19 protein-coding genes, 8 tRNA genes, 1 rRNA gene and 1 other annotated feature (1 of these 29 only partly in view) are annotated in these 23,350 nt (G+C 39.1%); of the genes, 20 read left to right on the top strand and 8 right to left on the bottom strand.

Annotation, left to right across the window (positions count from 1 at the left end):
* The first annotated feature begins 104 nt into the window (after positions 1-104).
* From pth to recO, 20 genes are all read left to right on the top strand, one after another.
* Positions 105-677 carry an aminoacyl-tRNA hydrolase gene (gene pth, locus VNN39_RS03465; RefSeq protein WP_165713302.1) on the top strand — a complete coding sequence of 191 codons (573 nt, stop codon included), beginning with the start codon at positions 105-107 and terminating at the stop codon, positions 675-677.
* Positions 674-4,159, top strand: a complete 3,486-nt coding sequence (gene mfd, locus VNN39_RS03460) for a transcription-repair coupling factor (protein WP_338997867.1) — start codon at positions 674-676, stop codon at positions 4,157-4,159. Before pth ends, mfd begins: the two co-directional genes overlap by 4 nt.
* A gap of 118 nt (positions 4,160-4,277) precedes the next feature.
* Positions 4,278-4,550, top strand: a complete 273-nt coding sequence (locus VNN39_RS03455; protein WP_017370095.1) for an RNA-binding S4 domain-containing protein — start codon at positions 4,278-4,280, stop codon at positions 4,548-4,550.
* A 26-nt stretch (positions 4,551-4,576) separates the two neighbouring features.
* Positions 4,577-4,948, top strand: a complete 372-nt coding sequence (locus VNN39_RS03450) for an FtsB family cell division protein (protein ID WP_017370096.1) — start codon at positions 4,577-4,579, stop codon at positions 4,946-4,948.
* Complete coding sequence (locus tag VNN39_RS03445) at positions 4,945-5,226, top strand: S1 RNA-binding domain-containing protein (protein ID WP_017370097.1); 282 nt, start codon at positions 4,945-4,947, stop codon at positions 5,224-5,226. The genes VNN39_RS03450 and VNN39_RS03445 overlap by 4 nt, the downstream gene beginning before the upstream one ends.
* Entirely contained in the window at positions 5,223-6,659 is a 1,437-nt protein-coding gene (locus tag VNN39_RS03440; RefSeq protein ID WP_338997866.1) for a 4-hydroxyphenylacetate 3-hydroxylase N-terminal domain-containing protein, read from the top strand. The genes VNN39_RS03445 and VNN39_RS03440 overlap by 4 nt, the downstream gene beginning before the upstream one ends.
* On the top strand, positions 6,640-7,941 hold the full coding sequence (locus VNN39_RS03435; RefSeq protein WP_165713305.1) for a serine hydrolase: 1,302 nt from the start codon (positions 6,640-6,642) through the stop codon (positions 7,939-7,941). Before VNN39_RS03440 ends, VNN39_RS03435 begins: the two co-directional genes overlap by 20 nt.
* Entirely contained in the window at positions 7,938-9,188 is a 1,251-nt protein-coding gene (gene tilS / locus VNN39_RS03430; RefSeq protein ID WP_165713306.1) for a tRNA lysidine(34) synthetase TilS, read from the top strand. The genes VNN39_RS03435 and tilS overlap by 4 nt, the downstream gene beginning before the upstream one ends.
* A complete protein-coding gene (gene hpt, locus VNN39_RS03425; RefSeq protein ID WP_017370101.1) occupies positions 9,181-9,720 on the top strand; it encodes a hypoxanthine phosphoribosyltransferase in 540 nt (179 codons plus the stop codon). The genes tilS and hpt overlap by 8 nt, the downstream gene beginning before the upstream one ends.
* A 111-nt stretch (positions 9,721-9,831) precedes the next feature.
* Positions 9,832-11,877 (top strand): ATP-dependent zinc metalloprotease FtsH, encoded by a 2,046-nt coding sequence (gene ftsH, locus VNN39_RS03420; RefSeq protein ID WP_017370102.1) that lies wholly within the window; start codon positions 9,832-9,834, stop codon positions 11,875-11,877.
* A gap of 225 nt (positions 11,878-12,102) precedes the next feature.
* Positions 12,103-12,174: transfer RNA gene (locus tag VNN39_RS03415), tRNA-Glu, on the top strand.
* 5 nt (positions 12,175-12,179) lie between these two features.
* Positions 12,180-12,269: transfer RNA gene (locus tag VNN39_RS03410), tRNA-Ser, on the top strand.
* A 9-nt stretch (positions 12,270-12,278) separates the two neighbouring features.
* Positions 12,279-12,352 (top strand) — tRNA-Met (locus VNN39_RS03405).
* Positions 12,353-12,374: 22 nt separating this feature from the next.
* Positions 12,375-12,447, top strand: a tRNA-Phe gene (locus VNN39_RS03400).
* A gap of 3 nt (positions 12,448-12,450) precedes the next feature.
* Positions 12,451-12,521 (top strand) — tRNA-Gly (locus VNN39_RS03395).
* Positions 12,522-12,561: 40 nt separating this feature from the next.
* Positions 12,562-12,635: transfer RNA gene (locus tag VNN39_RS03390), tRNA-Ile, on the top strand.
* Between the two features lie 2 nt (positions 12,636-12,637).
* Positions 12,638-12,753, top strand: a 5S ribosomal RNA gene (gene rrf, locus VNN39_RS03385).
* Between the two features lie 2 nt (positions 12,754-12,755).
* A tRNA-Asn gene (locus VNN39_RS03380) sits at positions 12,756-12,829 on the top strand.
* A gap of 548 nt (positions 12,830-13,377) precedes the next feature.
* A tRNA-Lys gene (locus VNN39_RS03375) sits at positions 13,378-13,450 on the top strand.
* Positions 13,451-13,636: 186 nt separating this feature from the next.
* On the top strand, positions 13,637-14,395 hold the full coding sequence (gene recO / locus VNN39_RS03370; protein WP_338997865.1) for a DNA repair protein RecO: 759 nt from the start codon (positions 13,637-13,639) through the stop codon (positions 14,393-14,395).
* Between the two features lie 34 nt (positions 14,396-14,429).
* On the opposite strand, the gene lpdA is transcribed toward recO, so the two are convergent.
* The 8 genes from lpdA to trpS all read right to left on the bottom strand — a co-directional run bounded on the left by lpdA (position 14,430) and on the right by trpS (position 23,254).
* Complete coding sequence (gene lpdA / locus VNN39_RS03365) at positions 14,430-15,851, bottom strand: dihydrolipoyl dehydrogenase (protein WP_339007235.1); 1,422 nt, start codon at positions 15,849-15,851, stop codon at positions 14,430-14,432.
* Between the two features lie 23 nt (positions 15,852-15,874).
* Positions 15,875-17,461: a 2-oxo acid dehydrogenase subunit E2 gene (locus VNN39_RS03360; protein WP_017370378.1), complete on the bottom strand. Its 1,587-nt coding sequence runs from the start codon at positions 17,459-17,461 to the stop codon at positions 15,875-15,877.
* Positions 17,454-18,434 (bottom strand): alpha-ketoacid dehydrogenase subunit beta, encoded by a 981-nt coding sequence (locus VNN39_RS03355; protein WP_096368871.1) that lies wholly within the window; start codon positions 18,432-18,434, stop codon positions 17,454-17,456. Before VNN39_RS03355 ends, VNN39_RS03360 begins: the two co-directional genes overlap by 8 nt.
* 2 nt (positions 18,435-18,436) lie before the next feature.
* Positions 18,437-19,561 (bottom strand): thiamine pyrophosphate-dependent dehydrogenase E1 component subunit alpha, encoded by a 1,125-nt coding sequence (locus VNN39_RS03350; protein ID WP_003133590.1) that lies wholly within the window; start codon positions 19,559-19,561, stop codon positions 18,437-18,439.
* 32 nt (positions 19,562-19,593) lie between these two features.
* Positions 19,594-20,589 carry a lipoate--protein ligase gene (locus VNN39_RS03345; protein WP_339007232.1) on the bottom strand — a complete coding sequence of 332 codons (996 nt, stop codon included), beginning with the start codon at positions 20,587-20,589 and terminating at the stop codon, positions 19,594-19,596.
* A gap of 195 nt (positions 20,590-20,784) precedes the next feature.
* Entirely contained in the window at positions 20,785-21,555 is a 771-nt protein-coding gene (locus VNN39_RS03340) for a glycerophosphodiester phosphodiesterase (RefSeq protein ID WP_165711727.1), read from the bottom strand.
* Positions 21,556-21,566: 11 nt separating this feature from the next.
* A complete protein-coding gene (locus VNN39_RS03335; RefSeq protein WP_338997862.1) occupies positions 21,567-22,205 on the bottom strand; it encodes an HD domain-containing protein in 639 nt (212 codons plus the stop codon).
* A 17-nt stretch (positions 22,206-22,222) separates the two neighbouring features.
* A complete protein-coding gene (gene trpS / locus VNN39_RS03330; protein ID WP_096368867.1) occupies positions 22,223-23,254 on the bottom strand; it encodes a tryptophan--tRNA ligase in 1,032 nt (343 codons plus the stop codon).
* Positions 23,255-23,322: 68 nt separating this feature from the next.
* Positions 23,323-23,350 (bottom strand) — a binding site (T-box leader) (it continues 197 nt past the right edge of the window).

The raw sequence follows: 23,350 nt of genomic DNA, 5'->3' as shown, positions 1-23,350 counted from the left end.
ACCCCTAATTTTTAAATTTATAAGCCAAAAAGTTTTACAGTAACAAAAAAGAGCTGATTTGTATAAATCAGCCTTTTGCTATTTTTTTGGAAAGAGGAGAAAAAATGACAAAAATGATTGTAGGGCTGGGAAATCCTGGCGAAAAATATGAGAAAACCAAACATAATATGGGCTTTATGGCTATTGATTTACTTGCAAAGGAATATGGTGTAAACTTTAGTATGGAAAAAACCTTTATGGCCGAAGTTGCTTTTACTTTCGTTAATGGAGAAAAAGTTTTTCTAGTAAAACCGCAAACCTTTATGAATGAATCAGGACGTGCGATTCAACCCTTATTGACTTACTATAATCTGGATACAAAAGATTTGACTGTTATTGTTGACGATATGGATTCGGCTGTCGGACGTGTGAGACTACGTCAAAAAGGTTCTTCCGGTGGTCAACGAGGTATTAAATCAACAATCACTCATCTAGGGACAGAACAATTCAATCGAGTAAAAATTGGGATTGGACGTCCAGACCATGGAAAAACAGTAGTTGCACACGTCTTATCTAAATTTGATAAAGAAAATGTAGAAATTGCACAAGATGGCATAAATAAGGCTGTAGATGCAGTGAAATTTTATATTGAATCAAATGATTTTTCTCAAGCAATGAATAAATTTAACGGACAATGAAAATAAACGAATTTTTTGATCAAAACCATGATTTACAGTCATGGCAGAGAAGTTTTGCAAAAGCAGAGCGTACGCTTTTAACCGGTCTTTCCGGAACTGCTCAGGCGATGGTTATGGCTAATGCTTATGAGAACAATCCAGATAAGTACGTGATTGTCACTGATAATCAATACCACGCCAATGAACTTTATGATGAACTGACTCATCTTGTTGAAGATGAGAGGGTTTACCAATTTTTTTCAGATGACAATGTTTATGCTGAGTTTGCGGTAGCAAGTAAAGACCGGACAGCATATCGTCTTGAAGCTCTAAATTTCCTGCTTGATGCACAGCAAACAGGCTTTTTAGTTGTTCCTTTCATGGCTTTACGTTCGATCTTGCCCCAGCCTGATAATTTCCAAGAAAACTATCTTCTTCTGGCTCAAGGCGATGAGTTTGACATGGAAAACCTACTCGCTATTTTAACTAGTGCAGGTTATGAAAAGACACAGCGCGTGATGGTACCAGGAGAATTTTCACAACGTGGCGACATCGTGGATATTTACCCACTAGATGCAGCTCAACCTTTAAGGTTAGAATTTTTTGGCGATGAAGTAGAGACGATTCGTACTTTCGACAGTGAAACACAACGTTCTCTCAAAAATATGGATCAGATAGAAATATATCCAGCGAGCGACTTTATTTTAATGCCCTGGGAATTTGATCAAGGGGTAAAAAAATTAATTGCTCAACTAGAAAATGTATCAGATCCTACAGCGCAATCTTATTTTGAAGAAGTTATTGCAGCAGCAAAAAATCATTACTATCATAAAGATTTGCGCAAGTTTGCAGAATATTTTTATGAAAAACCTGCCTCTCTTTTAAATTATTTTCCGAAAAATATTCAAATTTTCATTGATGATTTTCAGAAAATTAACGAAGCAAACAATAAAACAGAACAAGAACTTGCAGAATTTATCGTTTCTGAAAAAAGTATGGGCCGTTCTTTTGAGGGGCAAAGCTATCTTTTAGATGTTATTTCTAAGTTACGTTCTCACAAACCAGCAAGTTTTTTCTCCAATTTTCAAAAAGGTTTAGGTAATATAAAGTTTGATGCTTTATATAATTTTAATCAACATTCAATGCAACAGTTTTTCGGACAAATGGAACTTTTTTATACAGAAGTTGACAGGTTTGTAAAACAAGGGTTTACAGTTGTCCTAGCTGTATCTTCAGAGAAACTACGCACGGAGCTTCAAAAATTTGATTTAGAGCTTCAGGTTGTATCTACTGAAGAAATTCAAAAAGGAAAAGTAAACCTTCTGAATTTAACACTTAACAACGGTTTTAATTTTATTGATGAGAAACTTGTTGTTATTACTGAGTCAGAAATTTTTGGTAAAGCGCGGAAGAAAAAAACACGTCGCTTAAATATTACCAATGCGGAACGCCTAAAAGATTATAATGAACTTGAAGTTGGAGACTACGTTGTCCATAAAAATCACGGGATTGGGAAATACCTAGGGATTCAAACCATTGAAGTATCAGGCATGCACCGTGATTACTTGACGATTCAATATCAGAATGGTGATACAATCTCGGTTCCAGTAGACCATCTGAATCTATTAAGTAAATACTCGGCGGCGGAGGGGAAAACCCCCAAGATAAATAAACTTAATGATGGTCGTTGGCGTAAAACTATGTCGACTGTAAGTAAGCAAGTCGAAGATATTTCTGAAGACCTGATCAAGCTCTATTCGGCAAGACAAGCTTTAAAAGGTCATGCTTTTTCTTTGGATGATGTTAACCAGGAAGAATTTGACAATGGCTTTGCTTACCCAGAAACTGCAGACCAGATGCGCTCAATCAATGAGATTAAAAAAGATATGGAACTTGAACGTCCGATGGATCGACTATTGGTTGGAGATGTAGGCTTTGGGAAAACTGAGGTTGCAATGCGCGCCGCCTTTAAGGCAATAAATGATAGTAAACAGGTGGCTGTTTTAGTACCAACCACAGTTTTAGCGGAACAACACTATAATAACTTTATGGAGCGCTTTGTAAACTTTGGTGTAAACATTGCCGTTTTGAGCCGTTTCCAAACTAAGGCACAACAAACAGAGATTTTGGATAAGTTAAAGAAAGGTCGCGTGGACTTAATCATTGGTACCCATCGTCTTTTATCTAAGGATGTTGAATTTCTTGACTTGGGCTTAATGATTATTGACGAGGAACAGCGCTTTGGTGTCAAACACAAGGAACGCTTGAAAGAGTTAAAAACACAAGTTGATGTTTTGACGCTTACGGCAACACCGATACCAAGAACTTTACATATGTCGATGTTAGGTATTCGTGATTTATCAGTCATTGAAACGCCTCCAACAAACCGTTATCCTGTCCAAACATATGTAATGGAAACGAATTATGGTGTGGTGCGGGACGCTGTACTTCGAGAGATTTCACGAGGTGGACAGGTTTACTACATTCACAATAGAGTAGATAGTATTGAGCAAAAAGTTTCACAACTGGAAGAGCTGATACCTGAGGCAAGAATTGGTTACATTCATGGACAAATGACAGAAATTCAATTAGAAAATACCCTCATGGATTTTATCAATAATGAATATGATGTCTTAGTGGCGACGACGATTATTGAAACAGGCGTCGATATTCCAAATGCCAACACGCTTTTTATTGAAAATGCCGATATGATGGGATTATCGCAACTGTATCAATTAAGAGGTCGAGTAGGACGAAGTAATCGGGTGGCTTATGCTTACTTTATGTATAAACCAGAAAAAATCTTATCTGAAGTTTCAGAAAAACGTTTGGACGCAATCAAGGGATTTACGGAACTAGGCTCAGGCTTTAAAATTGCAATGCGCGATCTTTCAATTCGAGGTGCAGGAAATTTGCTGGGCGCAGAACAATCTGGCTTTATAGATTCGGTCGGTTTTGAGCTTTATTCGCAACTACTTGAAGAAGCAGTCCATAAACGCATGGGCGGCGATAAAGTAAAAACCAAGACCAATGCGGAAATTATTCTTGGTTTAGATGCCTTTATCCCAAGCTACTATATTGGTGATGAAAGACAAAAAATTGAGATTTATAAACGTATTCGTCAAGTAGATACTCGGAAAAACTATGAGGAATTACAAGATGAGATGATGGACCGTTTTGGAGAATATCCTGATGAGGTTGCTTACCTATTAGAAATTGGTTTATTGAAAACATTTGCAGATAATGCTCTCGTTGAAAAAATTGAAAAAAATAAATTTGATGTCTTACTGACAATGGCAAAATCAGCCAATACTATGTATGATCCACAAGAGTATTTTGAGGCTTTGTCTGAAACGACCTTAAAAGCAAGTGTTGGTGAGAAGCTAGGAAAAATGACATTTCGCTTTAAAATTGAAAATCGAAAAGATGTTGTCCTCCTCCGTGAAATCATGAATTTTACTGAGAAACTTTCAGAATTACGAGATAAGCACGAAAAAGAATAATGTTTCATATGAAACATTATTCTTTTTTAGAGAAGTCTTTTAAATACAGACTTTGGTGACTCTAAAAATAATTTCAAGTGATTTTTCAAAAGTCTTGAAGTGTGTTATAATAACGACTATGAGATTAGATAAATTTTTAAAGGTTTCTCGTCTGATAAAACGTCGTCCAGTCGCTAAAGAAGTTGCAGATAAGGGACGGATTAAAATCAATGGGAAAATAGCGAAATCTTCAAGTGATGTCAAGTTTGATGATGTTATTGAAATTCGTTTTGGAAATAAGATTGTGGAAGTGAGTGTCTTAGAGCTTAAGGAATTCACGCGTAAAGAAGATGCAGAAAAAATGTATAAAATTTTGAGTGAAACACGAATTACTGCAGATACTGAACTTTAATTCAGTATAAATTTTTCGGAGGAAAAATGGACAAACAAATTATTCATTTGAAAAATGATTATACGAATGCTAAAAAAATGGAAAGAATACCAAATCCTCTCCCTCGACGGAAACATTTAGGTATTATTTTGATTGGAGCAATGTTGCTATTTAGCTTAGCAACCATCAGTGTTGTTCAGTCTTATCAAAATTTGCAAAAACAAATTGCAATGGAAGCCCAAGCAGCACAGAAAAATGCAGCATTGGATCATGATTTAGCGCTCAAAAGTTCAGATATTAGTAAACTCAAAGATCCTACTTTCTTAGCAAAATATGCGCGTGCTAAATTAGATGATTCACAGGAAAATGAGAAAGTCTTTAGCATTCCAGAACTTGTCAATGGTGGGATAGAGCCGTGATTGGGAAAATAAAATCAATCAGTAAATTTGGACTTTTTGTCCTTTTTTCTGATTCAAAAACAGGTCTTTTACGGTGGTCGAATATACCTAAAAGACAGATAAAATTTAAAGCAGGCGATCTTATTGGTGTGGAAGTTTTGAAGGAACGTGAAGATGGTAAGGTAGAGCTTTCTTTTATCGACAAAGATTTTAAAGAAACTTTTGGGAGTTTTTTGGAAGAAACTGAAGATCGGCTAAGAGATTTAAAAACAAAAAACGGGAACCTTAGAAGCTTATGACGACAAAAGATGGAAACTTGAATGATGGACGTGCTGTATATTATCAAGGAAAACGTATCGATGATTTTACAGCAGAGCCAGTTTTTGCACGTACTTTAAAATATATTCAACGCTATTACGAGTTGCAAAACGAAAAAGCAGATCATATGTATGATGATAACGGTGTTCAGCGTCCTGTAATGTTTCTTCCAACTAAAAGCATTGATGATTTTGCAAAAAAACGTAAGATTTATGAGGATATTTCGCGTGAAAGCTTCGGTATGCTAGGTCGTACACCTGATTTCATTGACACAGGCATTGCTATTCTTGATTATTATGCTGATATTCTTGGAGCAGATCAACGTGCGAACTATGTAGAAAATGCTAAAAAATGGGGAAAAGGAGTTAAGGATAAGGACTTGTTCGTTTCTCATGCCATTCAAAATCCTCAGGTAGATCGTTCGAAAAGTTTGCATACCTTGCTTGAAGAGGGGCACGAGTTCGTAGCAGTTTGGATCAAAGAAGAGCGCGCAGATGGTGTTCTTGTTCGCGGTGCAAAACAGGTCAATACTTTGGCACCTTTAGCTGATGAATTAATGGTCTTTAATTTGCCAGGACTTTCAGCTGAGGATAAAAAGTTTGCCCTGGCTTTTTCTGTTCCTTTAGCTACTGAAGGTGTAAAGATTGTATGCCGTAAATCAACAATGCGAGAGGATTTTTCTCTTAAAGATTATCCTCTTTCAGGAGCTTTTGATGAAATGGATGCCTTCATTATTTTTGATGATGTTTTTATCCCTAATGAACGACTTTTTGTTTGTGGTGATGTTGAGATGTCAAATGCATTTTTCGAAGGATCTGGATTCTTTGTACATACAGCACATCAAGATGAAGTACGTGGATATGTGAAATTAGAATTTGTAACAGGATTAGCTGTACGCTTAGCTGAAAAATTAGGCTTGACTGAGTTTTTGCGGGTACAAGAGATTTTAGGAACCCTAACAGTAAATTTAGAAATGATCAAATCTAGTATTCTAGCGAGCGAATATACTGCTCATATGGAAAATGGAGTTTTAGCACCAAATATGCAAGTTTTACTTGCCGTTCGTGCAAGCTTAACAAAGTATTATGACGAGGCCCTTCGGGCCATTGCCGAATTTGCTAGTGGCTCAATCGTTGGTGTGCCAGATTTTCGTGCATTTGAAAATTCCGACATTGCTGACCTTTTGAAAGCAAGCATGAGTAGCCCATTGATTCATGCTGAGGAACGTGCACTTCTGCTTAATCTAGCTTGGGATATAACTGGCGAATCTTTTGGACAACGCCAAAGAACTTATGAATTTCTGCACGGTGGTAATCCAATGTGGATTAAGAATATGCACTGGAAAAATGCAGACTTAAGTAAAGCATATGATATGATTGATAAGGTTTTAGAAAATGCAAAAGCTAAAAAATAAAATTAATATAGCTGTTTGGTTGGTGATGATTATAATGCTCATACCAGCCTTTTTTATCTTGCCGCAGAAGAGTCAAGAGGCAAGCCCTGATTCCAAAGTAAAAAGCTTAACAAAAAGTAAGGAAAATTATTATACCAATATACCTTCTCGGGCCGTAACGCTTACCAGTGTTATAGCTTATAAAGATGCAGCTATGACTCAAAAAGTTGGAGAAATTCCTAGGCAGAATCAGCTTGAAATTATAAATTTAAAAGAAAATGTGTTTGAATTATCTAATCATACATTTATCAAGGCAGATCCTACAATGATAGGTTCGGATGTTTTACTGAGCAAAGAGGAGCAAAAGATAGCTGTTTATACAGCAAGTTCAACTGATGTTTATTATAGCCCGTTTACGACATATGACAAGGAAGTTTACACAAAACTTTCTGGAGGTCAAAAGCTTCTTACAAATCAGGTTGCCAAGACCAACTGGGGAACTTATTATGAGGTTAACTTTAACGGTGGACAAACAGGATGGATTAGCAAAGATAACTTGAAGTTTGAAGACCCAAAGATGCTGAAAGCTCAAGAAATGTTGAAGCAAAAATATGACGATTCAAAGTATTCTATTTATGTTAAACAATTAAATGACTCGTTTACAACAGGTGTAAACCAAAATCAAAAGATGTACGCAGCAAGCTTATCAAAACTTCCAATATTATATTGGACGCAAAAACGTTTAAATGAAGGTCAAGCAACTTTAAGCGATAAGCTGCAATATAGTAATGCAATCAATACATTTAAAGGAGCATTTGAAGCGGGTGGAACAGGAACGCTCCCGGTTATGGCTAATAATAAAGTTTATTCTTTATCAGAAGTTATCGATCGGACAGCTAAAAACTCTGATAATGTGGGAAGTAATCTTTTAGCTTACTACGAAACAGGACAATTTTCTCCGGATTTTCTAACTGGGATTACCAAAATTGCAGGCGGAGTCTGGGATCCGGTTGAGCGAGAAGCCTCAGCTGAAATGGCTGGAAGAGTACTCGAAGCTCTTTATAATGAAGGGGGTTACTCTTTCAATGCTCTATTTGATACCCAATTTGACGATATAAAAATTCAGGCGGGACTGCCTAAAAATGTTCGTGTCGCCCATAAAATTGGTGCTGCTGATGCTTACAATCATGATGCAGCAATCGTCTTTACAAATGAACCTTATATTTTAGTTGTGGAAACAAAAGGAGGCAGTGACAAAATCATTTCACAAATTTCCAAAGATGTTTATGAGGTGCTAAAATGAATAGATTTTTAAAACTGGTTCAGCAAAAGGAATTCTTTAAATACCATAAACGAGTTTTAGTTGCCTTATCAGGTGGAAAAGACTCAATGACGCTCTTCAATTGGCTTTATACTTATCGAGAGGAGCTTGAGATTGAACTGTTTGCAGCTCATGTAAACTATGGTTTACGTGATGTGGCAAATTGGGAAGAAGAGCAACTTAAGCAGAAAATGGCAACATTGCATATTGAGTTTGAAGTTGCTCATTATGCAGGTGAGAAATTCAGCGAAGAGGATGGCAGACGTATGCGTTATGATTTTTTTAGAGAAGTCATGACAAACAAAAAGTGTACCGCTTTGGTTACAGCTCATCATAAGGGAGATCAAGTTGAAACAGTTCTTATGCGTGAAATAACAGGTCGGCGTTTACGCCATTTGACAGGAATCCCTGAACGTCAGTCTTTTGGCCCTGGTGAATTAATTCGTCCTCTACTACTTTTTAATAAAGCAGATTTTGATGCCGAAGAATATTTTGAGGATGTGACAAATGCAGGAACGGACTACTTACGTAATCGTGTACGTAATCGATATATACCGGCTCTCACACAGGAAAACCCTAGGTTTTCAGAGGCTATTATAGATATGTCGGAAGAAATTAACTTAGCTTTTTCAGTTATTAAAGATAAGATAGCAGAGTTAGAAATTATTAAGGACGAAATCAGTCTCAAAATCTTCCTCAGGCAATCCAGGGCCTTGCAACATTTTATCCTCCAAGATTATCTAGAAAAATTTCCTGCCCTGCAAGTTTCCAAAGCAAAATTTTCGGAACTTTTATGGATTATTGAGCGTCCGCAGCAATACCGTTCGGAGTTGTCAGGTGACTATTGTTTTGTGAAAAACGATAAGCATTTCATGATTGTTCCAAATAAGCCTATACCTCAAAAAGAACTCGAAATAAAGAAGGAGGATCCGGAAGATGCAAGTTTTATGCGTGTTGATCTTCCGATGGCAGGTGAAATTGAAATAAGGCAGCGACAGCCAGGAGATTATATTTTAATTAATGGACATCATAAGAAATTGCGGAAATTTTTTATTGAGCAACATGTTCCGCTAGAAAAACGGGAAAATCTTTTAATTTTAGTTGAGAAAGATATCTATGCCATCACTGATCTAACTGTTTCAGATTTGAGTAAAGCCCTTAAAAATGATAAAATGAAAAGGACGCTGTGGGTTAAGCCCACTATAAGAGAGGATATTGATAATGCTTGAAAAAGACATAAAAAAAGTACTCATTTCAGAAGAAGAAATCCAGACTAAAACGATTGAACTTGGAAAAATTCTTGCTGATGAATATAAAGACAAAAATCCATTACTTCTGGGTATTTTACGTGGCTCAGTTCCCTTCCTTGCGGAGTTAGTTAAACGTATGGATATCCAATTGGAAATGGATTTCATGACTGTTTCAAGCTATCATGGTGGAACAGAGTCTTCAGGCGAAGTAAAATTGCTTCTTGATGTAGCAACTCCTGTAACAGGACGAGAAATTATTATTGTTGAAGATATCATCGATACTGGTCGTACTTTGAAATATCTGAAAGAGCTTCTTGAACACCGTGGCGCAACAGTTAAAATTGTAACACTTTTGGATAAACCAGAAGGACGTGTTGTTGAAATTGATGCAGATTATACTGGATTTACTATTCCTAATGAATTTGTTGTCGGTTTCGGTCTTGACTTTGATAACCATTATCGTAACCTCCCATACGTTGGTGTATTGAAAGAAGAAGTCTATAACAAATAAGAAAATCATACCAAAGTATGAAAATTGCTCATGATAGGGCTTACTAATAGCAAAAGATACGTAAGTATGCTATAACTAAGAGATAAAAAAATAAAAGGCAAAGAAGAAAATATGAACAATCCAAATCCTAACAACAACAAAAACGGAGGCTTTATTAAAAGCACTCTAGGTTGGGTCTTGCTTGTAATCGTCATTGTTTTCGGTATTAATGCTTTCTTTAGTGGCAATCAATCCAACGTTGATAAAATCAGCTATTCTACATTGATGAGTGACATTAAAGATGGCAATATTAAATCACTGAAAATGCAGCCTAGTGATAGTCTGTTTACAGTTTCTGGCGAATACAAGGATCCTAAACCTGTAGAAGGTAACAATAACCTTCCATTTTTACCAGGCAACAATTCTAAAGTAACAAATTTCCAATCACTTATTATCCCTACAGATAGTGTTATTAAAGGTGTCCAAACAGCAGCAGAGGAAAAAGGAATCCAAGTGAGTGTCGTTCCAGCTTCAACAAGCGGCATGTGGATTCAAATCCTTTCATACATCTTACCAATGCTTCTTATGGTTGGCTTCTTCTGGTTGATGATGGGTGGAATGGGCTCACGTGGCGGCGGTGGTGCCGGCAACCCAATGAGCTTTGGTAAATCACGAGCTAAACAACAAGATGCTAAAACTTCAAAAGTTCGTTTTGCAGACGTTGCAGGATCAGAAGAAGAAAAACAAGAACTTGTCGAAGTTGTTGATTTCCTCAAAAATCCTAAGAAATATCATGATCTAGGTGCACGTATCCCTGCGGGTGTCCTTTTAGAGGGCCCTCCAGGTACAGGTAAAACTTTACTTGCAAAAGCTGTTGCCGGTGAAGCTGGTGTACCATTCTATTCTATTTCAGGTTCCGACTTTGTCGAAATGTTCGTCGGTGTCGGTGCTAGCCGTGTACGTGACCTTTTTGAAAATGCGAAGAAGACAGCACCTTCAATCATCTTTATTGATGAGATTGATGCTGTTGGTCGTCAACGTGGTGCTGGTCTTGGCGGAGGTAATGACGAACGAGAACAAACGCTTAACCAGCTCTTGGTTGAGATGGATGGTTTCCAAGATAATGATAACTCTGTTATTGTTATTGCAGCGACAAACCGTTCAGACGTTCTGGATCCAGCCTTGTTACGTCCAGGACGTTTCGACCGTAAAGTACTTGTTGGCGCTCCTGACGTTAAAGGACGTGAAGCTGTACTCCGCGTTCATGCGAAAAATAAACCGCTTGATTCAAGTGTTGACCTTAAAGTTGTTGCTCAACAAACCCCTGGTTTTGTTGGAGCTGATCTTGAAAATGTCCTCAATGAAGCTGCTCTCGTGGCTGCTCGTCGTGATAAAAAAGTTATCGATGCCTCAGATATTGATGAAGCACAAGACCGTGTTATTGCAGGACCAGCTAAGAAAGATAAGAAAATCTCTGAGCGTGAACGCGAAATGGTGGCTTACCATGAAGCAGGACATACTATTGTTGGTTTAGTGCTTTCAAATGCTAATACTGTCCATAAAGTTACTATTGTTCCTCGTGGCCGCGCTGGTGGATACATGATTGCTCTTCCTAAGGAAGATCAATTCCTCCTTTCAAAAGAAGATATGCAAGAAAACCTTGCAGGTCTTATGGGTGGTCGTGCAGCTGAACAAATCATCTTTAACGCTATCACTACTGGTGCTTCAAATGACTTTGAACAAGCAACACGTATTGCGCGTGGCATGGTTACTCAATATGGTATGTCTGAAAGACTGGGTACTATCAGTTACGAAGGCAGTCAAGCTGTATTTATCGGTCGTGACTACGGACAAACAAAAACTTATTCAGAAGCTACAGCACAAGCTATTGATGAAGAAATTCGTGCAATCACGAAAGAAGCTTACGATAAAGCTGTTGAGATTATCGAAGCTCACCGTGAACAACATAAAGCTATTGCACTTGCCCTTCTTAAATACGAAACATTGGATGCTAAACAAATCATGTCTCTTTATAAGACAGGAAAAATGCCAGATGATGTTATCGAACACGAAAATGAGCCTGTAGAAGCAAAATCTTTCGAGGAAGTCCTTGAAGATGCAAATAAAGCTCAAGAAGAAGCAGCTAATGAGAATAAAGAAGAAAAAACAGTCGAATAAGACTGTTTTTTTCTAAACTCGGATATTTTTAAACTGAATATTCGAGTTTTTCTTTGACAAAAATGAAAAATATGGTATACTAATATAGTTGTCACTTAACAGGTTCTATCTAAACACGAATTTAAAAGAATTTTTTTTGAAAAAACGACAGTTTATTCTTGACATATTTCTAAATTAGTGTATAATAGAAAAGTACTGTTCGAGAGGGCAGCGCAATAATAAGATGGTCCGTTGGTCAAGGGGTTAAGACACCGCCTTTTCACGGCGGTAACACGGGTTCGAATCCCGTACGGACTATTTTTGGAGGATTACCCAAGTCCGGCTGAAGGGAACGGTCTTGAAAACCGTCAGGCGGGTAAAACCGTGCGTGGGTTCGAATCCCACATCCTCCTTTTTATTATCGCGGGATGGAGCAGCTAGGTAGCTCGTCGGGCTCATAACCCGAAGGTCGTAGGTTCAAATCCTGCTCCCGCAATTAATTGTTGAATTACATTTTTGGCTCGGTAGCTCAGTTGGTAGAGCAATGGATTGAAGCTCCATGTGTCGGCGGTTCGATTCCGTCTCGCGCCATTTGCGGGTGTAGTTTAGTGGTAAAACCTCAGCCTTCCAAGCTGATGTTGTGAGTTCGATTCTCATCACCCGCTTTGTTTTTCATAAAGATATGAAAAACATTTTCAAATATGAGGGAGCATAGCTCAGTTGGTTAGAGCACTGTGTTGATAACGCAGGGGTCCGAGGTTCAAATCCTCGTGTTCCCATATTTGGTATTCATTGCATAGGAGATACACCTGTTCCCATGTCGAACACAGAAGTTAAGTCCTATAACGCCGGAAGTAGTTGGGGGTTGCCCCCTGTGAGATAAGGTAGATGCCAAGTATTGCGGATTAGCTCAGTTGGTAGTAGCGCATGACTGTTAATCATGATGTCGTCAGTTCGAGTCTGACATCCGCAGTCCCAAGACAATCTAAGGGTTGTCTTTTTTTATTTTATAGACTAATGATGAAACCGCTAACTCTTTTACTTGAAAAAGAGTTAGGAACATGTTAGTATATGTATATAGAAAAGCACTGGAATGTGCGAGTTTACTCAAATTTTTGACCGACTATATTTGTATTGCATAGGGGTTCAAGAGACATTCGATAGCGTTAAGACTCTGAATAAAGTAAGAGCAGCTGATCTGAAGCGAGAACACCCACCTGGCTTCTTGGCGGGTTCAATACTGGAGTAAGCATACGGCATTCAATCAGTGTTTTTTTGTATTTGTAAATATTTGCTTATAACTAAATTATTTTTGTGGTATTGTTATTTATTGCCTTAAAAGGCTACAAAACGCTGTTTGAGGCTTTTATAAAAGTTTTATGTCCTTTTTTATTATGGTGTAAAAGAAAGGCTAAAATAAGCTTATATGGAGCTTTTAGGATTGGATGAAATAAATACAAAAATTCTTGCATTTTTGCCTGAAAGTGCTATACTAATAAAGTAAGTTATTACATGTGAATAGCCTCCTTAGCTCAGTTGGTAGAGCAGTAGACTCTTAATCTATGGGTCGCAGGTTCGAGCCCTGCAGGGGGCACTATAAAGTAAACAGTTTCATCTTTAGGATGAGACTGTTTTTTATATCGAATTAAGATGATAAAAGATGTTGAAGCCATTTTAATAATAGTAACGTTATTTTGCTTATCTGTGTAACAGCCTTAGCTGTAGGTGCAATAGGATAAGTCTCTTGACAAAGATAGACCTCTGCCTTTACAATATAAGAATGAAGAGTGTTGAAACCCGCGGGCTCGTCCTGTATACTAAAAATTATCGTGAAAAGGATAAGTTGGTCAAGATTTTTACCGAGTCTTTTGGTAAACGCATGTTTTTTGTTAAAAATTTTGCACGCTCTAAATATGCCAGCAGCTTACAAAACTTTACAAGTGCAAGTTTGATGGGAACAATCAATGATGAAGGCTTTTCTTTTCTGGATGATGTGAGTGATACTATCACTTACAAGCATATCAGCGAGGATATCTTTCTCAATGCTCATGCTTCTTATATCATTAGTCTGGCTGATGCAGCTATACCTGATAATCAGTATGATCCTTCTCTCTACGCTTTTCTAATTAAGTGTTTGGATTTGCTTGATGAGGGTTTCGATAAAGAAATTGTTACCAATATTTTTGAATTACAGGTCTTAAGTCGTTTTGGTGTCAGTCTGAATTGTGCTGAGTGTGCGTTTTGCCATAGTAAGCAAGGTCCTTTTGACTATTCCTATAAATTCAATGCCTGTCTTTGTAAGCAACATTTTGATGAAGATTTGCGTCGCTTACATCTGGATCCAAACGTTCTTTATTTGATCAATCTCTTTCAGGAAATATCTTTAGATCAACTCGAAAAAATATCTGTTAAAAGAGAGATGAAAGAAAAGATACGTTTATTTATTGATGGTATCTACGATGAGTATGTCGGTATTCATTTGAAATCAAAGAAGTTTTTAGATGGAATGAAAGATTGGGCCGACATAATGAAAGAATAAAAAAAGCATTCCCATGAATGCTTTTTTTATTCTTTTAAACGTGGATAGGTAATCCATCAGCGATTTCAGCTGTATCCATGATTGCTTCACCAAGTGTTGGGTGAGGCTGGATAGTCAATGAAATATCTTTTGAAGTCAAACCGTTTTCGATTGCAAGAGCAAGGCCTGAAATCAAGTCAGAAGCTCCAGGACCAACGATTTGTGCACCAATAACGGCACCTTCCTTGTTCTCTGTGATCAAACGGATGAAACCTGTTGTATCGTCCATTGAGATAGCACGACCGTTAGCTGCAAATGGGAATTTGCTGATTTTAACTTGATCCATACGATCTTTTACAGATTCAGGTGTTTCACCTACAGTAGCTAACTCTGTTGTTGTATAAGCAACAGCAGGAAGAGCGATATGCAAGTCAACAGCGTCTTCTCCGCCCGCAATGGCAGCAGCAGCAATCTTCGCTTGGAAGGATGCTTTGTGTGCGAGCATTGGTCCAGGAACAACGTCACCGATAGCATAAATGTGTGGTACAGAGGTTTGGAACGAATCGTCGACTTCGATAAGGCCACGATCTGTCAACTTAACGTCAGTATTGTTAAGACCTAACATATCTGTGTTTGGACGACGACCTACTGATACGAGCAAGTAGTTACCAGTAACTGTTTGTTCTTTACCATCTACTTCGAAAGTTAAAGTAACATCTGTATCTGTTTGAGTCGCAGATTTTGCCATAGCAGAAGTGAAGATTTCTGAACCAGCAGTTTTTACACGGTTAGCAATGATATCTGACATTTCTTTGTCGAAACCATTCAAGATGTGGTCTAATCCTTCAACGATAGTGATTTTAGAACCTAACATACGGTAAGCACCACCAAGTTCAGAACCGATAACACCACCACCAACGATGATAAGGTGTTTAGGAATTTCCTTAAGGTTAAGCGCACCTGTGGAGTCAATAATGCGTCCGCCGTAAGGGAAGCTTGGGATTTCAATTGGACGTGAACCTGTCGCAATAATCGCGTTTTGGAAGTTCAAGAGTTGGAAACCGTCTTCTTGTTCTACGTTGATTGTTTCATTATCAAGGAATTCAGCTGTACCTTTGATGAGCTCAATTTTATGCTTTTTAAGAAGCATTGCGATACCGCCAGTAAGTTGTTTAACAACTTTATCATCTTTCCACGCTTGAGCAGCTGTCCAGTCAAGATTTACTTCACCGTTAGAAAGACCAAATGGGCTTTTTCCTGCTTCTTGCTTAAGGGCGTCTTGATAGTGGTGACCCACGTTAATCAAGGCTTTTGAAGGGATACAACCAATATTAAGGCAGACCCCACCGACATTATCTTTTTCGATAACAACAACTTTTTTACCGAGTTCAGCCGCACGGATAGCCGCAACGTAACCGCCAGGGCCTGATCCGATGACAACTGTATCCACTTCAGTGGCTTGTGCACCAACAACCATAATTATTCTTTCCTCTTTTCTTCTTAAACTTCCATGAGCATGTAGGCTGGATCAGCCAAAAGACTCTTAAGATAGTTCAATGAACCTTGTCCGAGCATACCATCGATGAGACGATGGTCATAGCTTACAGAAAGCTTCATGTTTTGACCAACAGCTAATTCGCCTTCAGCGTTAACGATAGGTTCTTTAACGATTGAACCAAGACCGAGAATCATAACGTCAGAACCATTGATGATTGGTGTGAACCAAGTACCGCGGGCAGAACCAATATTTGAGATTGTGATTGTTGAGCCACGCATTTGGTCTGGCTTGATAGATCCTGTACGTACTGCTTCAGCAAGTTCAGAAATTTCTTTAGCAATAGTAAAGATTGATTTCTTATCAGCATTTTTAATCACAGGTACATAAAGTCCGCTTGGCGCATTTACGGCGATACCGATGTTTACATCGTTGTGGTAAACAATATCTGTACCATCGATAGAAGCGTTAATTTCTGGGAATTTCTTAGCTGTAGCAGCCAAGGCTTTAGTCACGTAAGCAAGGTAAGTGAGTTTAACGTCTTGTTTAGCCGCAATTTCTTTGTACTCTTTACGGTGAGCAACAAGTTTAGAGACTTCCACTTGGTCAAAGTTAGTAACCGCAGGGATATTTGCATTTTGTGTACTCATCGCGTTTGAGATAGCTTTACGCGTTGGTGTCATTGGCTCACGACGATCACCTTCAGCTGCTTGTACAGGAGCTGGAGCTGGTTTAGGAGCAGCAGGTTTAGCTGTATCAGCCTTAGGAGCTGGCTTAGCTTCCGCAGGAGCAGCGGCTTTAGGAGCAGCGGCGCCAGAAGCAAAGGCTTTGACATCTGCCAATGTTGTGTGACCGTGACGTCCTGTAGATTGGACTTGAGTCAAATCAATACCGTGTTCACGCGCATAGTGACGTACAGATGGCATCGCAAGAACGCGACCGTCTGCAGTAGTACGTGTTGTAGCACCACCTTCAGTTTTTGGAGCAGCAGGTGCTGCATCGGCAGTTGCTGTTGGAGCTGCTTGAGGAGCTGAAGTAGGGGCGGCTGTAGAACCATTACCGTTATATTCGATAAGCGGAGCGCCAACTTCAACAGTTGTTCCAGCTTCAACAAAGAGTTTTGTAACTTTACCAGAGTAAGGAGACAAGATTTCTTGCATCAATTTGTCGTTTTGCACTTCAGCCACAGGATCGTCTTCTTTGACATCGTCACCAACTTTTACAAGCCAGTTAGCGATGTCACCTTCGTGCATACCTTCACCGATATCAGGCATGGTAAAGATTTGAGCTTCACCTGAAGGAGCTTCAGAAGAAGCAGCGGGTGCCGCTTCAGCAGTGTCAGCTTCGCTTGAGCCATCTCCATCGTATTCGATAAGCGGAGCACCCACCTCAACAGTTGTTCCGGCTTCGACGAAAAGTTTTGTTACAGTACCAGAGTAAGGAGACAAGATTTCTTGCATCAATTTGTCGTTTTGTACTTCGGCTACGGGATCGTCTTCTTTAACGACATCTCCGACTTTTACAAGCCAGTTAGCAATGTCACCTTCGTGCATGCCTTCGCCGATATCAGGCATTTTAAAAATTTCAGTCATAATCTACTACCTCTTTCACTTTTTTCACAATATCGTCTGCTTTAATTGCCCAGTCATTTTCGGCTTGAGCAAATGGGAAGATAGAATCTGGCCCAGCTACACGGCCGATAGGTGCTTTAAGTGACAGAACGAAACGTTCTGAAATTTCTGCCATAACGTTAGCAGCAATACCAGCTGTACGTTGTGCTTCTTGAACAACAACAACACGTCCAGTTTTTTCAACTGTTTCCCCGATTGATTTGATGTCAAGTGGTGAAACGGTACGCAAATCAAGAACTTCAGCGCTAACACCATCTTTTTCGAGTTGTTCAGCTGCCTTGATAGCTAAAGGAACTGTCCCACCGTAAGCGATAATCGAAACGTCTGAACCTTCTTTAGCAACAACGGCTTGGTCCAAAGGCGTTGTGTAGTAACCTTCTGGAACTTCGCCCTTAACAGAACGGTAAAGGTGTAAGTTTTCAAGGTACATTACAGGGTCGTTGTTTTCAATGGCTGCCAAAAGGAGACCTTTAGCATCAGCCGGGTTTGAAGGCATAACAACACGGAGACCTGGAATTTGAGCAAAGAGCCCTTCGATAGAGTCTGCGTGCATTTCAGGTGTTTTTGTACCGATACCATAAGGTGTACGGATAACGATTGGGTTATGACGTGTGTTGTTAAAACGGTAACGTGTACGTGACATTTGTCCAGCAATAGAGTCAAAAACTTCATAAACAAATGTACCAAATTGGATTTCCATAACAGGGCGGAAGCCTTGAGTTGAAAGACCAATTGCTAAACCACCGATACCAGATTCAGCCAAAGGTGTGTTGAAAACGCGGTCTTCCCCATGTTTAGCTTGGAGTCCGTCAGTTGCACGGAATACCCCACCATTTTGTCCAACGTCTTCCCCGAAGATCAATGTGTTTTCGTCACGTTCAAGCGCCAAGTCAAGCGCTTCTGTGATTGCTGCAATATAAGTTTTTACTGCCATGTTTACTTGCCCTCACTTTCAAATTTTGCAATTTGTTCTGCCATTACTTGGCTAGGTACTTCAAGTGTATTTTTCAAGAAGCTTGAGATTTTTTGTTTTTCAACATTATTTGCTTTCTTGATGTCTGCATCGATACGAGCATCAAGTTCAGCGATATAAGCTTCTTCTTGAGCATCATCCCAGATACCTTTTTCAGTCAAGTAAGTACGCATACGGAGCAATGGTTCTTTTGCCCACCAAGCATCAAGTCCTTCTTGGCTACGGTAACGAAGTGGATCATCACCAGCTGTTGAGTGAGGTTCCAAACGGTTAGTAAGAGCTTCAATAACTACAGGTCCATTACCAGCGACAGCCCAAGCACGAGCTTCTTTAGCTGCTAAGTACATAGCGATTGCGTCGTTACCATCGACAACGATAGATGGTGCACCAGCTGCCCAACCTTTAGCTGCTAAGTGAGGTGCTGCTGTTTGGAGTTCACGTGGTGTTGAGATCGCATAACCATTATTTTGAATAAAGGCAACAAGTGGTGCTTTGTAAGCAGAAGCAAAGTTGATACCTTCGTAAGTATCACCTTGAGATGAACCACCATCACCAGTATAAACAAAGGCAACGGCATCTTTTTTGCGTTTTTTAAGACCCAAAGCTACACCAGCTGCTTCAACGTATTGAGCACCAATGATGATTTGTGGGAACCAAGATTTTACTTCCGCACCTTCGTCTGTAGTGTATTCATTACCAAGTTGGTGTCCACGAGACCAGAGGAGACCTTTCCAGATTGGCCAACCTTTAGCGTAAATTTGTGGCAAATCGCGGTAACCTGGGAAGAGCCAGTCTTCATCAGTGAATGCAAAAGCAGAAGCCATTTGAGAAGCTTCTTGGCCTGCAGTTGGTCCAAAGAATCCCATACGGCCTTGTTTAGCAAGCTTCATGCAACGGATGTCGATTTGACGACTAAGAAGCATATTTTTAAAGAGTTCTACTAAATCTTGATCTGAAAGATCGGCACGCTTGAGGCCTTCTTCGTCAACGATTTTTCCGTTTTCGTCTAAGATTTGGAGCGTCGGAAATGCGCTATCTTGTAATTCTAATTGTTCTTTGAAATCGAGGATTTTTGTGCTGTTTGACATAAATATCTCCCTTTCTTCTTCATTCTTGTTTTTTAAACCAATTCATCAGCTCTAAAAAGCTGTGAAAGTTCGCTGTTTTCAATTGTTCCAAAATACTGACCTGCTTTGTTTTTTTCTAAAACATTATAGACAGCATCTGGGTTAAACGGAAGACCGATAAAATCTTGTTTGATATCACGCCAGTCACGGACACCAAGGAAATCCCCCAAGAAATTAATATCAGTAATCAGACCATTATCAACGTCAACTTGGATATCGATTGACCCGCCAGTAAATTTGGCATGATTGTTGAAACTGAATTTAGGACTTTCACCATAATTCCAATCCCAGGTTGAAAATTGTTCATCACGTGCAGCTTTTATACCCGCGAGCTGCTCATCGTTCAGAACATATTTACCATCTTTACCTTGGTCCGTCAAATAGTATTTGAGGGCATCGATAAAAGTATCTAAGTTTAAGTCAGGTGCAAAGTCTTTAATGTTTCCGACACGTGCGCGAACAGATTTAGCAGCTTTAGAGACAAACTTTTCGTCAGAGACATTCAGGGAGCGAATCATCGCCTCCACATCGGTATCCCAAAGTAAAGTACCATGGTGCATAAGATAGCCACCAGCATAACGTTGGGCGTTTCCTGAAACTTTTTTACCCGAAATTTCTAAATCATTTCTTCCAGTAATTTCGGCTTCAATACCAAGGGAACGAAGTGCATCATACATGGGTTTCACGAATTGATGAAAGTTGACCTGGGCTGAACTGGCTACGGGAACAAAAAATGTAAAACAAATATTTCCTTCATCATGATAGACAGCACCACCACCAGATACGCGACGTACAACTTGTACATCATGTTGATCAATATAATCTTGGTTTATCTCAGCAAAAGTATTTTGGTTACGTCCAACGATAACAGCGCGCTTGTTTTGCCAAAGGGAAAAGACAGGCTCGTCTGCTTTCAAATTGTTTAATAACCAAGAATCCATCGCAATGTTAGTATAGGCATCCTGCCCGAGATAATTGATATATTGCATAGATTCTCCTTCCATTAAAAATATATGTCAAATGTCTTTGACATTGAACACATATAGTTTCATTATATCCCTTGTGAAATAGAAAGTAAAGAAAAATGACTCCGCTATCATAACCCAATATTATGCTATTTCTCCCACAAAATTGTGAAATACTAAGCATAGAAAAAAACATGCTGAAGCATGCTTTTATGGTTTTTATAAGTGTTGTCTGATTTTTAATGCTTTTTCAGGAAAATCAGTGAAGATTCCTGCAATATTATGTTGAAAAGCATAACGCATATCTGCTTCTGAATCAATACCCCACAGACGGAGAGGGCGACTATCCGGTGCGAGAAGTTCGGGATACTTTAAAACGTACTTTTTTTTCAAATGAAGACTGGACATGAAGCTTCTTACTTTGTTTAGACTTATCTTTTGTAATTTTTTACCCGCAAGATAGGCAATTTCATCTTTTACACCGAGAGCGTGAAGCTTCTGAAGTGTATTGATATTAAAAGAAGAGTAGATGATTGTGAAAGGAAGGGATTGCTGAGAAACAAGCCCCAATACTCTTTCTTCAATACCAGGATAACTAATAATATCGGTTTTGAGTTCAATATTTAAAAAACCTGTGAAATGCTCACTGATCAGTAGATCTAGAACCTCATGTAATGTAGGAATACGTTCGCCCTGAAAACGCTCATCAAACCAGGATCCGGCGTCTAGCTGCTTGAGCTCTGCTAGTGTCAGGTTACGGACACGCCCTTTCCCAGAAGTTGTTCGATTGACCTTCTCATCATGAATAACGACCAATTGATCATCTTTAGATAGATGGACATCGAGCTCAATACCATCTGTTTTAATACGAAGAGCCTCTTGGAAGGCAGCTAAAGTATTCTCAGGGCGGTTACATTTCGAGCCACGATGAGCAAAAACAAGACATGTATTCCGATTTTCCATAAAAGTATTATTTTTTGCTAAGACCATAACTTTTCCTTCTAAATATTATACTCTTCTTCGATAGCAGTAACAAAATCGTGCATTATTTTATCTCTCTTTGCGGCTATTTTTTTAGCATGCGCTGTATTCAATAAATCTTTGAGTAGAAAGAGCTTTTCGTAAAAATGATTGAGTGTTGTACCTTGATTTTGATGATAAGTATGCTTATTTTCGAACTTTTCAGGTAATATCTGTGAGTCGTAAAAGGTTCGACCTTTGGACCAGCCGTATTCTAAGGTACGTACAATTCCCCAAGCGCCCATCGCATCAATACGATCTGCATCTTGGACGATTTGCCCATTGATATCGAGTTCTTTTTTTTCTAAAAGATTGGCAGAATAACTCATGTTATCAATGATATAAAAGAGTTTATCTTGTTTCCCTTGGGAAAAGTCTAAAGAAGTTAAGAAGTCTGCCACGTTTTGTTTTTGTTTTGTTACATCGCAGCATATCTTTTCATCATAGGTATCGTGCAAGTAAGCCGCAGCAACCACTAAACTTGGATCTGCAAGGGGCTCCGTAGCAAGAATTTGCTTTGCGAGCTTGACAACGCGACTGACGTGGTCAAAGCCATGTCCATCATTGTTATTCTCATGGATTTTCTTAGCAAAGGCGGCAATTTTTTCTTGAGTTGTCATAAGTTCTTGCCTTCTTTTTATTTAGCATCAAAGTAGTTAATACCCATCGCTGATTTTACTTCAGATAAGGTATTTGCAGCAACAGCACGTGCTTTTTCAGAGCCCGCTTGAAGCATATCATAAACAGCGCCCATATCTTTAGCGAACTCGATGCGGCGTTCACGAATTGGAGAGAGTTCACGGTCGAGAATATCTAATAAATAACGTTTTGTTTTTACATCCCCTAAGCCACCAGCCTGATAATGCTCTTTCATTTCGGCGATAGTAGCAGCATCTTCCTCACGTCCAAAGACATCAAGATAATGGAAGACCATATTGCCTTCAATTTTACCTGGATCCTCAACCTTGATGTGGTCAGGATCTGTATACATACTCATCACTTTCTTTTTGAGCGTATCCATATCATCAGCCAGATAGATGCCGTTACCAAGTGATTTAGACATTTTTGCATTCCCATCAAGACCAGGAAGACGTCCTGCTGCTTCATTTTCTGGATAAAGTCCCTCAGGTTCAACTAAAACGTCACAGTTATATGCATTATTGAAAGAACGGGCGATTTCGCGACATTGTTCAATCATTGGCTTCTGGTCATTTCCTACAGGAACCAGATTGGCTTTAAATGCAGTAATATCTGCGGCTTGAGCGATAGGATAAACTAAGAAACCAGCAGGAATAGATTCGCCAAAGGCTTTTTGCGCAATTTCTGTTTTAACGGTAGGGTTTCGTTCAAGTCGCGCTAGAGAAACCAAATTCATGTAATACATTGAAAGTTCAGCTAACTCGGGGATTTGGGACTGGATAAAAATTGTTGATTTTTCTGGATCGAGGCCAGCAGCCAAATAATCTAAGGCGACGTCTCCGACAGATTGGATAATTTTTTCTGGTTCTTTGGCATGGTCGGTAAGTGCTTGTTGGTCGGCAAGGAAAACAAACATGTTATATTTTCCTGTATTTTGTAGAAGCACACGATTTTTTAGTGAGCCAACATAATGTCCGATATGGAGTTTGCCTGTAGGGCGATCGCCAGTTAAAATTGTAGGTTTATTCATGGTAGTTCTCTCCTTCTGGATGTACAAAATTTTATAACAAAAACGCCCGTAAAGCATTGTAAAAATACTTTACGGGCGTTTTCACGCGGTACCACC

The sequence above is a fragment of the Lactococcus formosensis genome (genome assembly GCF_037892375.1).
GTDB classification, from domain to species: Bacteria; Bacillota; Bacilli; order Lactobacillales; family Streptococcaceae; genus Lactococcus; species Lactococcus formosensis.
Note: the sequence above shows the minus strand (reverse complement) of the source record. Positions and strands in the feature narration are given on the sequence as shown.

What these genes read in the sequence shown, in the direction of transcription:
- tilS (WP_165713306.1), top strand. Translation starts at nt 7,938, where the DNA reads ATGAATAGATTTTTAAAACTGGTTCAGCAAAAGGAATTCTTTAAATAC.
- VNN39_RS03340 (WP_165711727.1), bottom strand. Translation starts at nt 21,555, where the DNA reads ATGGTCTTAGCAAAAAATAATACTTTTATGGAAAATCGGAATACATGT.
- lpdA (WP_339007235.1), bottom strand. Translation starts at nt 15,851, where the DNA reads ATGGTTGTTGGTGCACAAGCCACTGAAGTGGATACAGTTGTCATCGGA.
- VNN39_RS03450 (WP_017370096.1), top strand. Translation starts at nt 4,577, where the DNA reads ATGGACAAACAAATTATTCATTTGAAAAATGATTATACGAATGCTAAA.
- trpS (WP_096368867.1), bottom strand. Translation starts at nt 23,254, where the DNA reads ATGAATAAACCTACAATTTTAACTGGCGATCGCCCTACAGGCAAACTC.
- VNN39_RS03350 (WP_003133590.1), bottom strand. Translation starts at nt 19,561, where the DNA reads ATGTCAAACAGCACAAAAATCCTCGATTTCAAAGAACAATTAGAATTA.
- VNN39_RS03455 (WP_017370095.1), top strand. Translation starts at nt 4,278, where the DNA reads ATGAGATTAGATAAATTTTTAAAGGTTTCTCGTCTGATAAAACGTCGT.
- hpt (WP_017370101.1), top strand. Translation starts at nt 9,181, where the DNA reads ATGCTTGAAAAAGACATAAAAAAAGTACTCATTTCAGAAGAAGAAATC.
- VNN39_RS03335 (WP_338997862.1), bottom strand. Translation starts at nt 22,205, where the DNA reads ATGACAACTCAAGAAAAAATTGCCGCCTTTGCTAAGAAAATCCATGAG.
- VNN39_RS03355 (WP_096368871.1), bottom strand. Translation starts at nt 18,434, where the DNA reads ATGGCAGTAAAAACTTATATTGCAGCAATCACAGAAGCGCTTGACTTG.
- VNN39_RS03345 (WP_339007232.1), bottom strand. Translation starts at nt 20,589, where the DNA reads ATGCAATATATCAATTATCTCGGGCAGGATGCCTATACTAACATTGCG.
- VNN39_RS03435 (WP_165713305.1), top strand. Translation starts at nt 6,640, where the DNA reads ATGCAAAAGCTAAAAAATAAAATTAATATAGCTGTTTGGTTGGTGATG.
- pth (WP_165713302.1), top strand. Translation starts at nt 105, where the DNA reads ATGACAAAAATGATTGTAGGGCTGGGAAATCCTGGCGAAAAATATGAG.
- mfd (WP_338997867.1), top strand. Translation starts at nt 674, where the DNA reads ATGAAAATAAACGAATTTTTTGATCAAAACCATGATTTACAGTCATGG.
- VNN39_RS03440 (WP_338997866.1), top strand. Translation starts at nt 5,223, where the DNA reads ATGACGACAAAAGATGGAAACTTGAATGATGGACGTGCTGTATATTAT.
- ftsH (WP_017370102.1), top strand. Translation starts at nt 9,832, where the DNA reads ATGAACAATCCAAATCCTAACAACAACAAAAACGGAGGCTTTATTAAA.
- VNN39_RS03360 (WP_017370378.1), bottom strand. Translation starts at nt 17,461, where the DNA reads ATGACTGAAATTTTTAAAATGCCTGATATCGGCGAAGGCATGCACGAA.
- recO (WP_338997865.1), top strand. Translation starts at nt 13,637, where the DNA reads ATGAAGAGTGTTGAAACCCGCGGGCTCGTCCTGTATACTAAAAATTAT.